The organism is Testudinibacter sp. 'clade 2' (genome assembly GCF_006227735.1).
Classification (GTDB): Bacteria; Pseudomonadota; Gammaproteobacteria; order Enterobacterales; family Pasteurellaceae; genus Chelonobacter.
The window spans coordinates 1-15,058 of record NZ_VDHB01000015.1 but is presented as its reverse complement, the minus strand read 5'-3'; the positions used below and the strand labels follow the sequence as shown (position 1 = coordinate 15,058).

Sequence of the window (15,058 nt, the reverse complement as noted above, 5' to 3'; positions counted from 1 at the left end):
ACCGCACTTTGAACAAAGTGCGGTTTTTTTATGATGGCGAGTAAAGTAATTTCGTTAGGGTTGCTTATTTAGCTGCGCTCACGGTATTGGAAAGCAACTTTTCAGCCCCCGCTAATTTTTGTGAGAGTTCTTGCGGCACTTCATGGCGATTGCCCAGAAATTCCGCTTGATTTAATGAAACAAATACCTTACCGGCTTTGTCTTCCCACACCAACGCTTTCAGCGGCAAATCAATTGCGATTGTTGGATGTTCGATCATAATCGGTGTGCCGACTTTCGGGCTACCAAATAAAACCACCGTCGCCGCAGGCATGGTCAAGCCATTGTCTTGCGCCGCTTTTTGATGGTCAACTACGCCGAAAACCGTCATACCTTTGTCAATAACCGTTTTTTCAATCAACTCTACGGTTTCTGTCGCATTATATTGACTCGGCACGGTTAATAAACCGTTAGCATTAGGCGCTGCTTGAGCTAAAAAAGGTAACATGGCGATAATCAATCCTGCTGTTTTGCTTAAGTTCATACAATATCCTTGTTTAGTGAAGAACGTGAGTAATGCAGATAAGGATAAAGAGATTGATTGTATAAAAATTGTCATAAAAACTACATAATTTAAGATTTGATCGCATTTTTAACGATAGCCTTTTGCCCTGAAATCAGTGTAGAATCAAGACGACTTATCCATGCTAAAAAGAGAAAACCATGACAATACATTGCCAATACCCACTGATGACAGAAACCCATCCCAACATGGTTTGTGAATTGAGCCACTACCAATTAATTGAAGTGAGCGGTGAGGACAGTGAAAAATTTTTACAAGGTCAGTTAACCACTGATATCAGCAAATTGGCGGTCGGAAATTCAACGTTAACCGCACATTGTGATCCCAAAGGCAAAGTTTGGTCAGTGTTCCGCCTGGTTCGTGTTCGCTCGCAGCAATTTTATTTTATTATCCGCAACGCATTGATGCCAACGGCATTGGAACAACTGAAAAAATATGCCGTCTTTTCAAAAGTCAGTTTTAAGCTGGTGCAAGACCGCACTTTAATCGGCTTTGCCGGCAGACAAGCGCCGCAAACCATCACAACCCTCAGCGAGCAACTGCCGAATGCCGAAACGCCGCTGATTCATGCTGATGGGCATTGTTTATTATATATTGAACACCCTCAGCCACGTTGGATCTTGATCAGTGAAAGTGCGGTTTTGATCACCCCAACCGTCACCACAACCGCTTGGAATCTGTTGGATATTCAAGACGGCATACCGTTACTAACGGCAGAAAGCCAGAATCAATTTATTCCTCAAGCCATTAATTTACAACTGCTGGAACAAACCGTCTCTTTCCATAAAGGTTGCTATATCGGGCAAGAAACCATTGCCAGAGCCAAATATCGCGGTGCCAACAAAAGAGCACTATTCACGTTGGTAGGTCAATCTGATACCGATCCGAGCCTCGGACAAGCTGTTGAACTGCTGCTGGATAGCAACTGGCGCAAAACCGGCTCCATTTTAAATTATGTGCGACAGGACGGTGTGTTGTGGCTACAAGTGGTTTTGGCCAATGATACTGAATCAAGTCAACGTTTCCGCTTAAGCGAGGACAGTGCGCAACCACTGTGCTTATATCCGCTGCCTTATACCTTAGAAGGCTAAGCCCTTGAGCTTTCGGGTGGTACTCACCACCCGATTAGCTTACGCTATTTTATCACTACAGTGTTTTGCTAAACTGCTGCAAAAACTGCTTAAATTCGCCACCCAATTTAGGGTGTTGCGTACCGTATTCAACAATCGCTTGCAAATACCCCAGCTTATCACCGCAATCAAAGGTTTTGCCGCTCATATGAAATGCTTCCACGGTTTCTTGCTCGATAAGCATATCAATTGCATCAGTTAACTGAATTTCATCCCCAACACCGACCGGTGTTTTTGCCAATAAATTCCAAATCGCACTCGAGAACACATAGCGCCCGACGACAGAAAGATTTGATGGGGCTTCTTCTTGAGCTGGTTTTTCTACAATGTTATTGATCACCGCACTTTGCCCGGCTTCCAACACCGCGTCACCGCAATCGACAATACCGTAGTTGCTGACATCTTCCACCGCTACCGGCGCCACCATAATTTGGCTGATTTTGGTTTGTTTGAAACGTTGCAGCATGGCGGCTAAATTCTCTTTTTTCTGATCGGCACTGAACTCTGCCAAAATCACATCCGGCAGCACCACCGCAAAAGGCTCATCGCCAACGAGCGGTTTGGCACACAACACAGCGTGCCCTAAGCCCTTGGCATTGCCCTGCCGCACATGCATAATCGTAACACCCTGCGGAATAATTGACCGCACTTCTTCCAGCAACTGGCGCTTCACTCGTTTTTCGAGCATAGATTCCAATTCATACGAAGTATCAAAATGGTTCTCAATTGAATTTTTAGAGGAGTGAGTGACTAAGATAATCTCTTTGACGCCTGCATTGACACATTCACTGACCACATATTGAATCAACGGTTTATCTACAATCGTCAACATCTCTTTCGGAATAGCTTTGGTCGCAGGCAACATTCGAGTGCCTAATCCGGCAACGGGAATAATAACTTTCATGTAATATCCTTTTATCATCAGTTTGGTCATTAAAGAAATAGCAAAATCCGCTTTCAGTGGCAACCTGAAAGCGGATAGTATTTTACGCTAAAGCTACTGTCTGAGTAAGGCTAAAATCTCAGTGGTTTTCTCTTCCATCAGCGCTTTGTCACCCCGCGTTTCCAAGTTTAGACGTACCACCGGTTCAGTATTGGAACTACGCAGGTTGAAACGCCAGGTCGGATATTCAATGCTGATACCGTCCATTTCATCGACTCCAATGGCATCTTTCTCATAGAAGTCACGCACACGGGCAATCGCTACTTGGGCATCTTCCAGCTTGCTGTTGATTTCTCCCGGAGATGGGTAAGCATTCAAACGATCACCAACCAATTGTCCCAAGGTTTTACCGGTGGTACACAACAATTCCGCCGCCAATAGCCATGGGATCATTCCGCTATCACAATAGAAGAAGTCACGGAAATAGTGGTGTGCACTCATTTCGCCGCCATAAATTGCATCAACCGCGCGCATTTTTTCTTTGATAAACGAGTGTCCGGATTTAGACACCACCGCTTCACCGCCCATTTCTTCAACCAACTCAACGGTGTTCCACATCAAACGTGGATCGAGGATAATTTTAGCACCCGGATTTTTCGCCAAGAACGCCTGTCCTAATAGACCGACAATATAGTAGCCTTCGATAAAAGTGGCGTTTTCATCAAACAAGAAACAACGGTCAAAGTCACCGTCAAAAGCAATCCCCATATCTGCCTTGTTTGCCAGCACTGCATCAATGGTATCTTGACGGTTTTCATGCAAAATCGGGTTAGGGATCCCGTGTGGGAAGTTGCCGTCCGGCTCGTTGTGGACTTTGATAAAGCTGACCAACGGCGCATGCTGTTTAAAACGCGCCTCCAGCTCGTCAACTACATGACCAGCTGCCCCGTTTCCGGAATTGATTACCAGTTTTAACGGTTTATTGAAATTTTCTAAATTAACATAGGTTAACAAGTGATCGACATATTCTTGCAACACAGAAAGCTGCTTATACTCGCCACGTTTTGCCACATCCGGAAAATTATTCTCTTCAGCTAATTTCTGGATATCGCCTAAACCACTATCAGCACTGATTGGGCGCGAACCGGCTTTTACAAACTTTAATCCATTGTAATTCATTGGATTATGGCTGGCTGTGACTTCAATCCCGCCATCAACTTTCAGGAACGACGTCGCAAAATAGACCTCTTCAGTGCCGGTCAATCCCAAATCAATCACATCAACCCCGGAATCAAGCAAACCGTTGGTTAAGGCACTTTTCAGCTCTTTACTGCTTAAGCGAACATCACCACCGACAACCACTTGCTTAGGCTGTAGAAACTGTCCGAAGGCACGACCAATACGATAGGCGATATCGGTATTTAATTCATCGCCTAAACGACCACGAACATCATAAGCTTTGAAACATGTTAATTTTGTCATCTGAAAACTCCAATTACTATTGATCTACTTTTTTATCATCTGCTTCTTTAAGACGCTGATATATTTCCTCTCGATGTACCGCAACCTCTTTTGGAGCGTCAACTCCAATTTTCACTTGATTACCGCGCACGCTGAGTACGGAGATCGAAATATCTTCCCCGATTAGCAAACTTTCACCGATTTTTCTCGTCAGAATCAGCATATATCCCTCTTTGATAGCAATAAAGGTATTATCTGTGGTAAAAAATATTTATTACCGAAAAATAACACATATTGATAATACTTTATTTCATAAAAAAAAGTGAATGGAAAAACCACAAAATGTGCAGTGGCACACAAAAATAAAAACAGGGTCAAAACCCTGTTTTTCATTTGCATTGATTTAATTACAATTTATTTTCCAGCCATGTCTTGGCGCTGGCGAGTGCAATCGCAACATTCTCAAGCTGTGTGCCGCCTGCCATCGCCAGATCCGGACGCCCACCGCCTTTGCCGCCGACCTGCTCTGCCATCAAGTTCACCAACTCACCGGCTTTCACTGTTGCGGTTAAATCCGCTGTAACCCCGACAATCAAATTCACTTTACCGTCTGCCACCGAGGCAAATGCAATCACGGCTGAACCCAATTGGTTTTTCAGGTCGTCAACCATCATCCGCAAGGATTTCGCTTCAACGCCATCCAGTTTTTGCAGCACCACTTGCACCCCGTTAATGGTTTGGGTCTGCTTCGCCAAATCATTACCAGCCTGTTGTGCGACTTTCTCCTTCAACAGTTGCAACTCTTTTTCCGCTCGTTTATTGCGTTCTTGCAATTGATTAATCTTGTCGAGCAAACTGTTGCCATCGGTTTTCAGCAAATCTGCACTTTGCTGTAACACCGCTTGTTGCTGATGCAGCCAATCCATCGCATTTTGCCCTGTCACCGCTTCAATTCGGCGAATTCCGGCTGCAATTGCCCCTTCCGAGGTGATTTTGAACAACCCGATGTCTCCGGTACGCTTAGCGTGAATCCCACCGCACAATTCAGTTGAAAAATCACCCATCGACAACACCCGCACTTGCTCGCTGTATTTTTCACCGAACAACGCCATCGCACCTTTAGCTTTAGCTGCGTCTAAATCCATAATTTCGGTTACCACCGGATAGTTGGCACGAATATGTTGGTTGACCAAATTTTCAATGTCCGTTAATTGTGCTTTGCTGATCGCTTCCGGTTGCGCAAAATCAAACCGCAATAGGCTATCGGACACCAACGATCCTTTTTGACTGACATGAGTACCCAGAATCTGGCGCAACGCCGCGTGCAGCAAGTGTGTTGCCGAGTGATTTAACGAGATTTCGGCACGGCGTTGGCCATCTACTACTGCGTTCAAGCTCTGCCCTACCACCAGTTCACCTTGCTGCAATTCCCCGATATGCCCGAACACTTTGCCATATTTTTGCGTATCTTTGACCGTGAAAACCGCACTTTGACTTTCCAAACGTCCAGTGTCGCCGATTTGTCCGCCGGATTCGCCGTAAAATGGCGTATTATCCAGCACCACCACCGCACTTTGTCCGGCTTGAATGCGTTCGACTTCTTTGCCGTCATGGAAAATTGCCACCACTTTGCCCAAACTTTCCGATTCGGTATAGCCTTCGAAACAAGTTTCACCGTCAACGGAAATAACATTACTATAGTCAATTCCAAACTGGCTGGCAGCTTGTGCCTGCTGACGCTGTGCTTCCATAGCACGGTCAAAGCCCGCTTGATCAATGGTAATCGCTTTTTCACGGCAAATATCCGCCGTTAAATCATAAGGGAAGCCATAGGTATCATACAGTTTGAACACCACTTCGCCAGGCAACAGATTATCTTCTACTTTCGCCAACGCTTCGTCTAGCAGCACCAAACCACGCTCTAACGTGCGGGCAAACTGCTCTTCTTCTTGGCGCAACAATTTTTCGATTAGCGCTTGATTCTCTTTCAATTCGTTGCCGGCTTCCGCCATCACCTCGATCAAGGTCGACACCAAGCGGTAGAAAAATGCTTGTTTTGCGCCCAGCAAATGTCCGTGGCGCACTGCACGACGGATAATCCGACGTAATACATAACCACGCCCTTCATTGGACGGAATCACGCCGTCGGCAATCAAATACGCACAAGAGCGGATATGATCGGCAATCACGTTTAAAGATTTATTTTTCAAATCAGCAGTGTCCGTGATCTCGGCGGCTTTCGTGACCAAACGACGGAAAATATCAATCTCATAGTTGGAATTCACATGCTGCAACACCGCTGTAATCCGCTCCAAGCCCATACCGGTATCCACCGACGGTTTCGGCAACGGTAACATCGCACCATCTGCTTGACGGTTGAATTGCATAAAGACCACATTCCAAATTTCGATGTAACGGTCGCCATCTTCTTCAGCCGATCCTGGAGGTCCGCCCCAGATGTGGTCTCCGTGATCGTAGAAAATCTCGGTGCAAGGGCCGCAAGGACCGGTGTCGCCCATTTGCCAGAAATTATCTGACGCATAAGGCGCGCCTTTGTTATCGCCGATGCGCACGATCCGTTCTGCCGGTACACCAACGATTTTATTCCAAATATCATAGGCTTCCTGATCAGTTGCATACACCGTGACCCACAATTTTTCTTTCGGCAGGTTCAACCAAGCGGCAGAAGTCAGAAATTCCCACGCATATTGAATTGCATCTTGTTTGAAATAGTCGCCGAAGCTGAAATTGCCCAGCATTTCGAAAAAGGTGTGGTGACGCGCGGTGTAGCCGACATTTTCTAAATCGTTATGCTTGCCACCGGCACGTACACAACGTTGTGCGGTGGTAGCACGTTTATAGCTGCGTTGATCTTGTCCGAGAAACACTTCTTTAAACTGGTTCATACCGGCATTGGTAAACAATAGTGTCGGATCATTTTCCGGCACTAACGAGCTGCTGGCGACAATTTGGTGTCCTTTGGTTTCAAAAAAACGCAAAAAATCGCGTCTGATATCTGCTGTTGTTTTCATTCATTTAATCCTGTGCAATAACGTCGCCGTGCTTTGCGCCAAGCTCAGCACCACGACTTAACAAATTCTGTAAACTGTGCATTTTCGCATAAAAAATAGGCTTGGGGAATGGCTTTAGGTAGGATTGCCGGCAATTGCAACGGATTTTAAAGCAAATAGACCGCACTTTATGCTTTCACCGATAGTTCGTCGGTTAAAGTGCGGTCAAACGACTAAAAATTATCGATTAATCCTGCTCTTTTAACGGCACGACCAGCATATCAATCGTCACTGAGTTCATCACTTGGCGAGTAGAGGAGATCAACTTGCTCCAAAAATCCTGATGATGCCCTGTCACCAGCAAATCCACCTGATATTTGCCAATCGCCTCTTTCAGCACTTGTTCCAAATCACCGGTGCCGCTCAGTTTCTCCGTAATCGGAAAATCTACCGATTCGGCCAATTTATTCAACGCTTCTTGTGTTTCAACCGAAATACGATCCTGCATCGTCGCCATATTAATATCAATTAAGCCGGTATAGAGATCGGAAAAATTGACATCCACATGAATCAACGACAGCTTTGCTTCGTGCCGTGTAGCGATATCCACCGCTTTATTTAACAGTATCGGACTGTCTTCAGATAGATCCACAGCGACTAAAACGTGCTTGTACATAACTGCCTCCTTTTTGCCCCTTTATGATAAGTAAATGTTTATTATAGAGATACTGCCTAACTTCTTACTAAATCATACCATTACAAAATAAAAAAGAGCATGTGCCAGATCACATATTATTATTTTTGTTATGCAAATTTTCTGCAATTTATTTATTTTGGAGTGCTGATCAAAATTTTGTTTGCTCAATCGCAACCAATAGTAACCATAATCTGCCGCTGAGCTACCACGGAGAGAATGACTTGACCTTTATGGCTCGAAAGCGTAAGATTCGCACGATTTAATAATATGAGGACACACACTTTGGACAGTCACAGTCGATACTGGTTTAATTCTCACGCTTGATTCTTCGCCCTCATCTCAACCTGCTTGTCGGCGAAACTCTCGCAGATAGGTATAAACAATCTTTGCTTTCCCTATTGCTGAAATTTACCGGCGTCTTATCCTTGTTCATTGCGTGTTCATCACTCACCGGGGAGTATGAAATATGATTGGTGCTTTTGCCTTGGACAATGCCCGCTTGGTTCGAATCGATGAAACCAGCGAAAATTTAGACAGCGCCATTTGGATTGATCTGATTGATCCAAGCAGCGAAGAACGTGACATTTTACAACAAGGCCTCGGACAAAGCCTTGCCAGCTATCTTGAACTGGAAGATTTAGAAGCCTCCGCCCGTTTCTTTGAAGATGAAGACGGGCTACACCTGCACTCCTTTTTCTATTGTGAAGACGAAGATGATTACGCCGACATTTCCACTGTCGCTTTCACCCTGCGCGACGGCCGCCTGTTCACGCTACGCGATCGCGAACTGCCGGCATTCCGCCTGTATCGTATGCGTTCACGCATTCAAAAATTGGAAGCCTGTAATGCCTATGAACTGCTGTTAGATCTGTTTGAAACCAAAATCGAGCAACTAGCCGATGTTATTGAAACCATTTATGCCGATTTGGAACAATTAAGCCGAGTTATCCTGGACGGCAAGCAAGGCGAAGCCTTTGACCGAGCCCTTTCTACCCTGACAGAGCAAGAAGATGCCAGCTCGAAAGTGCGGTTGTGCTTGATGGATACCCAGCGGGCACTGAGCTTTTTGGTGCGTAAAACTCGTCTGCCCGCAAGCCAGTTGGAACAGGCTCGCGAAGTGCTGCGCGATATTGAATCTCTGCAACCGCACAACGAATCGCTGTTCCAAAAAGTCAACTTCTTGATGCAGGCGGCAATGGGCTTTATCAATATTGAACAGAACCGAATTATCAAAATCTTCTCGGTGGTCTCGGTAATCTTCCTGCCACCAACGCTAGTTGCCTCCAATTACGGCATGAACTTTAAAGAGATGCCGGAACTCGGCTTTGAGTTTGGTTATCCGATGGCGCTCGGCTTGATGCTGCTCGCTGCGTTTGCACCGTATATCTATTTTAAACGCAAAGGCTGGCTATAGTTTTTAGTTATACTTGAAACTGACAGAAAACCGTGCTGCAAAGTGCGGTTTTTATATTTGGTGAGTACAAAAAGAAATAATATAGGAATACAAAATAGATGGCGGTGAGAGAGGGATTCGAACCCTCGATGCACTTTCGCGCATACACACTTTCCAGGCGTGCTCCTTCAGCCTCTCGGACATCTCACCGTTGAGTATGGGTACTGCTATTTGAGAACTGACAGGGCGCAAACTATAGGGAGTTATCCGCTTTTCGTCAAGTATTTTTTCAGCAATGCCACCATATTCGATGATTAATACCGCACTTTGCTTATTTTTTAACAAAGTGCGGTCAAAGTGCGGTCAAGGGATAGGCTCCCTGCCTATCCCTGTTCAGCTTGCCCTCAGCGATTGCAACTGGCAAACATATCCATTTTCGGGTCGTAAAGTGCGGTTTTAATCTGCATTAAGCCCAAGATCGAATGGAAGTAGTTGTCTTGCGAATAAGCAGTAGCATTTGCGTTTTGTTGCAAACATGACAGATCCAAATTGCGCTGTGCTTGCCAACCTTGCGATGCCCAGAAAACTGCCGGCACATGGGTTTGTTCATCTGGGGCAATCGAGTACGGCGTGCCGTGCAGATATATACCGTTTTCGCCCAACGATTCACCGTGATCCGACACATATAACAGTGCACTATTTAAATTCGGCTGTTTTTTCAACGTGTTAATCACGCGATCCAAAAATTGGTCAATATATAAAATCGTATTATCGTAAGTATTGACTAGCTGCTCTTTTGAACATTTAGCAATATCTTGCATATCACAAGTCGGCGTAAAGTGACGGTATTCTGAGGTGTAACGCTCAAAATAGGTTGGTCCGTGACTGCCCATGGTGTGCAGCACCACAATCAAATCTTTGTTTGGATCGGCTTGCAAGCGCTGCTCGAAATTTTGCAGCAAGATATCGTCCAAACATTCGCCGTTATGACAAAACTCCGCTGAGTTTGTGCCCGTCAGATTTTCAGTCGGCACCCGCTCGCATACACCTTTACAGCCGGTATCGTTGTCCAACCATAAAATATTGATACCGCTGCGTTGAGCAATATCCAATAGATTATCCTGCTTTTGCGCCACTGAGCTGTTGAAATTACTACGATCCATCACTGAAAACATACACGGCACCGACACTGCGGTTGCCGTGCCGCAGCTGGTCACTTGCGGATAATTGATCAATTCACTGCCCAACGCCGCCAGTTTAGGTGTGGTTTGTCGCAGCTGTCCGTTGACTTGATAACCGTTCAAGCCCCAATTTTGCGCACGAGTTGTTTCGCCGACCACCAACACCAACACACGTCTTTTTTGTCCATCTTGTTTGACCTGTTGTGCATCTAAACCGATCTGTTCAAACGGGCGATTAGCTTGCTGAATCCGTTTGACTTCATTAATTCCAGCGCCGATGAAATTGCTTGGTACGATTAAGTTGACGACTTGTTTATTATTACGGAAAAATGAGGCGTAATCCTGATAATAAAATTTCGCGATGCCGCCGATCACCGCTGCCGACAACGCTATCAGCAACAGCCGTACACCGATCTCTTTATACCAAGTGCGGTAGTTCACTTTCACTATCACATACAGTATTGACGGCACGACCCCGAAAACAACAACCCACAAGATATAAGAGAAGGTAATCAATTTGCTCGCCTCAGTAAACGAGGTTTGCAACACGTTTTCCAACATATTGGTATCAAAATATACATTATAAAACAGTGCGTTATAACCAATTGAGGCACTAAGCAACAGCAACAGCGGTATCAAAATTTTATGCAGGTAAGGCAGGGCTAGAATTTGGAATGCGGCGTATAAAATAAAAAACATCGCAAACGGTAAGCTCAGCGCAAACATATCGATGTTTGGATACAATGCCAATACGGTTTTATAAAATGCATAGTTCATCACAACCGTGAAAAACAGCGTCAACAACAGCAACAATTTGCTGCTGCTCATGCCTTTGCTTAGAAAGCGGGGGGATAACAAGGCCATTAGATTCTTCCTCAACTAATTAATATATAATGAATTTTTAACTACTTTAACCCATAAAGTTTAAAGTAGCGCTTCTATATTAAAATTATAAAAAGGAAGAATTAGCTAAAAATTAGGGATATTTACCAGCCCTGTCGTTCTGTGGTTAATCGTCACGCCCCATTCTGCGCATATCATAGCCACTCGGTGCCTGATAAATCCGCAGTTTAAACTCCTTTGCGACTGCATAAATATGATCAAAAATATCTGCTTGAATCCCTTCATATTCGCCCCACAACACCGTGTTAGTGAAACAGTAAATTTCAAGCGGAATCCCTTTATCACTCGCATCCAGCTGGCGCACCATCAAGGTCATATCCTTGCGAATATGCCGATTGGTGTGGAGATATTGCTGCAAATAAACACGAAAAGTCCCTAAATTGGTGAGATGTCTACCGTTAAGATAGCTATTGTGGTCAATGTGATTCGTTTGATGAAATTCACGAATATCTTGTTGGCGTTTATCCAAATAATCATTCAGCAGACGACTTTGTTGCAAATGAGCGATCTCTTCAGCATTTAGAAAATGAACACTGTTACTGTCTAAATAGACCGCACGTTTAATCCGCCGCCCGCCGGATTCACTCATCGCGCGCCAGTTTTTAAAGGAATCGGAAATCAACGCATAGGTCGGCAGCGTGGTTACGGTGTTATCCCAATTCCGCACTTTGACGGTGGTCAACCCAATATCCACCACGCTACCGTCAGCACCATATTTCGGCATTTCCAGCCAATCACCGACATTCAACATGCGGTTGGCAGAAAGTTGAATACCGGCTACCAATCCCAAAATTGGATCTTTAAACACTAACATCAGCACCGCGGTCATCGCCCCTAAACCGCTGAGCAGAATCAACGGAGATTGCCCCAGAATCAGTGAAATTAACAGAATTCCGATGGCGATCGATGCCAACAGCTTGATGGTTTGTACTAAGCCGCGCACCGGGAAATGCTGCGCTAGATTGCGTCGGAATAGATAGGTTTGCAGTGTATCCAGCAAAGAGAAAACCGAAAAAAGCGCAAAAATCAGACACCAGATGTGGGTGACAGCAATAAATCCTTCACGCCAAACATTCTCCGGCAGCCAAATCCGTAATTGCACCACTAATAATAGCCCCTGAATCGTCAATGCCAGATTATTGAACAATCGGTGTTCCGCCAAAATATTCAGAAACAGTAATCTTGATGTGCGCAATTTATTGATCAGTACACGAAATAAAACATAGTGAATCAGGGTATGCAACAATAGCGTCGTCAGGACAATTAAACTGATCATCACCAAATTGACCACCAGCTCAGAATTTGGGTAGTTTTGACCCGATAGCCACTGAAGTAGTTGTTCTCGCATCGGAAAATATCCTCCTAAATTGGTTTTCAAGAGGACAAATTGTAACATAAATGCAACACTCTGCCAAAAACCCCCAATTCTATGGCTGACCGCACTTTACACGATACTTTTCAATTGGTGGCTGAACATAACCCTATCGGCAAATAAACAGTACTGTTTAAGCCATGCGCAAAGCGTTTCGAATCGCTTAATATGATTTTACCGTGATAACGTTTGACAATACTGTTGGCGATTGCTAATCCCAATCCGGTGCCCTGCTGTCCGCTGCCCAACACTCGATAAAACGGATCCAGTACGCGCAACCGCTCTTCTGGCGGAATACCGTTGCCGTTGTCATCAACTTCCAGCATCAGCCACTCGCCGTCACTGTCCTGAAACAGACAGACTGCCAGATCCACTTGTCCGCCTGGCGGCACATAAGTCACAGAATTTTCACATAAGGTTTTGAGCAAAATATAAATATCACTTTGATCAGCGCAGATACTGACATCAACATCGCTAACCAGCCCGATATCAATCGCTTTTTCATCAGCTAACGGCAATAAGTCTGCCAATACTTGTCGATAAACGGCCAAAATCGAAACCGCACTTTGTCGACTGTCGGACTGCGCTGCGCCTGCTTGAAGCCTCGCCAGTGAAAGCAACTGCTCCAGCAGATGCCGAATCCGCTGTATGCCTTGACTCAAAGCATTTGCCTGTTCCAACACGCCGGTCTGTTCCGAGCCGTGGTTTTGTAACTGCTGCAATTTGATCAAACGCTCGGCTTGCAGTGAAAGTGCGGTCATCGGGCTGCGTAGCTCATGAGAAGCATCGGCAATAAAGCGTTTTTGCTGTCGCATACTGGCTGCGACTTTATCCAGCATTTGGTTGATGGAATGGATAAACCCTCGCAATTCTTGCGGAACATTGTCGGTTTCAAGTGCGGTTAAATCGTTTTCTGAACGCGCTTGCAGCGTTTTTGCCAGCCGATCAATCGGCGCAATGCTACACCCGATAATCCAAATTGCCAACGGTAACATCAACAATATAAACAGTAGTACTGGCACAGTACTAAGCCATATTGAATGCACAATAATCTCATCACGAAATTCCGACTCATCAAAAATCACCGCTATTTTTTGCTGATTCAGCGTTTTTAAATAAAAGCGATATTTGATATTGCCTTTGCTAATCGTGTGGAATCCTTCCTCATATTGATCTAAATCAGCAATAAAATAGTCCTGCTGCGGATCCGTGTTGTGGTTTTGAATCAGAATACGGTTATCATGATTGTTCAGTAACACTTCTGGCGTTTGGCTGTGTTCATCAACCAAATAGGCGGTTTGCTGCAAAATATCATCTTGCAGGCTATATGCCGATTTGAAGCTATAGAAAAAAGTGAAAAGTGCGGTCAGCAGGCTGGCACTCAGCGCCAAAACCATTAAACCGACGCTCAATTTTTTGCGAATTGAGGTGATCTTCATATTATGTCGACCCGCCTTTACTCACACTCCAACCAGCACCACGAATATTACGAATGCTCTCTTTGCCCAGTTTTTTACGCAGTGAATGGATTAAATAGTCAATTGCATTGCTCTCCACTTCTTCGCCCCAGGCATAAATTTTGTCTTCCAATTCCGCCCGAGAATAAATTCTGCCCTGATGCTGCATTAAGGTTTGCAATAAGGAAAACTCCTTGTGTGTCAAGCTGATCGCCTCCGAATTTCCGCACAGCCACACTTGATAACTCGACGGATCGAGGGTAAGCAAACCATTACTGAGCTGCAACTGCCCATGGTGATGTTTACGCCGCACCACCGCTCGCAAACGAGCTAACAACTCCTCCATTTGGAAAGGCTTCACCACATAATCATCTGCTCCGCCATCTAAGCCTTGCAAGCGACTGTTCAGATCATCTCTTGCAGTGGCAATCACAATCGGCAGCTGTTGATCTTGGCGACGAATCTCTGCCAACACCGCCAAACCATCTTTCTTTGGCAAGCCAAGATCGAGCAGCAGCAGATCGTAATTCTGTACTGCCAATGCCGAAAGTGCGGTTTGCCCATCTTGCACCCAATCGACTGCATAACCAGCATCTTTTAGGCTGGCTTGCATCACCTCGCCGATCATCACATCATCTTCTACTAATAATATTCGCATGCTGTTATCCGTTTTATTCGTTCTTATTTCATCGATTAGTGCATTATTAATGCCATTATCACCCAACATTTCGCCCATAAAAATAGCAAAATGATCTACTATCGAAAAAAATTCTAACAGCGTAGAATTAGCCGGAAATGAGGCTAGGGTCTGTTGATCTTTGTTTATATTTTGAGTTGTCGTTTAAAATGAGCACAATCTAGGCGTAAGCCGAAATCAATAGTGGGACTATTGATGAGGATTACAACGACGAGTGTGCTCATTTTAAACACAATCCGCAGGACTATGACTGTTTTTCGCCACTACTTTTCGCTACTACAGCGGCGTTAAAAGCCGTTCGTTTAGAATCA

12 protein-coding genes and 1 tRNA gene are annotated in these 15,058 nt (G+C 44.9%); 2 read left to right on the top strand and 11 right to left on the bottom strand.

The features are described from left to right. Positions 1 to 64: 64 nt before the first annotated feature. Entirely contained in the window at positions 65 to 523 is a 459-nt protein-coding gene (locus FHQ30_RS01720; RefSeq protein ID WP_267963766.1) for a DUF302 domain-containing protein, read from the bottom strand. A gap of 179 nt (positions 524 to 702) precedes the next feature. On the opposite strand from FHQ30_RS01720, the gene ygfZ reads away from it, so the two are divergent. Then, positions 703 to 1,653, top strand: coding sequence for a tRNA-modifying protein YgfZ (gene ygfZ, locus FHQ30_RS01715; RefSeq protein WP_139610628.1), 951 nt, complete (start codon positions 703 to 705; stop codon positions 1,651 to 1,653). 55 nt (positions 1,654 to 1,708) lie between these two features. Here ygfZ and galU read toward each other — a convergent pair whose 3' ends face one another. The 5 genes from galU to uspA all read right to left on the bottom strand — a co-directional run bounded on the left by galU (position 1,709) and on the right by uspA (position 7,723). Beyond that, entirely contained in the window at positions 1,709 to 2,596 is an 888-nt protein-coding gene (gene galU, locus FHQ30_RS01710) for a UTP--glucose-1-phosphate uridylyltransferase GalU (RefSeq protein WP_139610627.1), read from the bottom strand. 93 nt (positions 2,597 to 2,689) lie between these two features. Beyond that, positions 2,690 to 4,057, bottom strand: a complete 1,368-nt coding sequence (locus FHQ30_RS01705) for a phosphohexomutase domain-containing protein (RefSeq protein ID WP_139610626.1) — start codon at positions 4,055 to 4,057, stop codon at positions 2,690 to 2,692. A gap of 16 nt (positions 4,058 to 4,073) precedes the next feature. Then, on the bottom strand, positions 4,074 to 4,259 hold the full coding sequence (csrA, locus tag FHQ30_RS01700) for a carbon storage regulator CsrA (RefSeq protein ID WP_132967782.1): 186 nt from the start codon (positions 4,257 to 4,259) through the stop codon (positions 4,074 to 4,076). A 184-nt stretch (positions 4,260 to 4,443) separates the two neighbouring features. Continuing rightward, complete coding sequence (alaS, locus tag FHQ30_RS01695) at positions 4,444 to 7,068, bottom strand: alanine--tRNA ligase (protein ID WP_139610625.1); 2,625 nt, start codon at positions 7,066 to 7,068, stop codon at positions 4,444 to 4,446. A 226-nt stretch (positions 7,069 to 7,294) separates the two neighbouring features. Beyond that, complete coding sequence (gene uspA, locus FHQ30_RS01690) at positions 7,295 to 7,723, bottom strand: universal stress protein UspA (protein WP_139609556.1); 429 nt, start codon at positions 7,721 to 7,723, stop codon at positions 7,295 to 7,297. 487 nt (positions 7,724 to 8,210) lie between these two features. Here uspA and corA point away from each other — a divergent pair, with 487 nt between their 5' ends. After that, entirely contained in the window at positions 8,211 to 9,158 is a 948-nt protein-coding gene (gene corA / locus FHQ30_RS01685; protein ID WP_139610624.1) for a magnesium/cobalt transporter CorA, read from the top strand. 99 nt (positions 9,159 to 9,257) lie between these two features. Here corA and FHQ30_RS01680 read toward each other — a convergent pair. From FHQ30_RS01680 to FHQ30_RS01660, 5 genes are all read right to left on the bottom strand, one after another. Beyond that, a tRNA-Ser gene (locus tag FHQ30_RS01680) sits at positions 9,258 to 9,347 on the bottom strand. Positions 9,348 to 9,541: 194 nt separating this feature from the next. Next, positions 9,542 to 11,146 (bottom strand): phosphoethanolamine transferase, encoded by a 1,605-nt coding sequence (locus FHQ30_RS01675; RefSeq protein ID WP_267963765.1) that lies wholly within the window; start codon positions 11,144 to 11,146, stop codon positions 9,542 to 9,544. Positions 11,147 to 11,327: 181 nt separating this feature from the next. Beyond that, on the bottom strand, positions 11,328 to 12,569 hold the full coding sequence (locus tag FHQ30_RS01670) for a mechanosensitive ion channel family protein (RefSeq protein ID WP_139610622.1): 1,242 nt from the start codon (positions 12,567 to 12,569) through the stop codon (positions 11,328 to 11,330). Between the two features lie 110 nt (positions 12,570 to 12,679). Continuing rightward, a complete protein-coding gene (locus FHQ30_RS01665; protein ID WP_139610621.1) occupies positions 12,680 to 14,032 on the bottom strand; it encodes an ATP-binding protein in 1,353 nt (450 codons plus the stop codon). 1 nt (position 14,033) lies between these two features. After that, positions 14,034 to 14,708 carry a response regulator transcription factor gene (locus FHQ30_RS01660; RefSeq protein WP_139610620.1) on the bottom strand — a complete coding sequence of 225 codons (675 nt, stop codon included), beginning with the start codon at positions 14,706 to 14,708 and terminating at the stop codon, positions 14,034 to 14,036. Between the last annotated feature and the right edge of the window lie 350 nt (positions 14,709 to 15,058).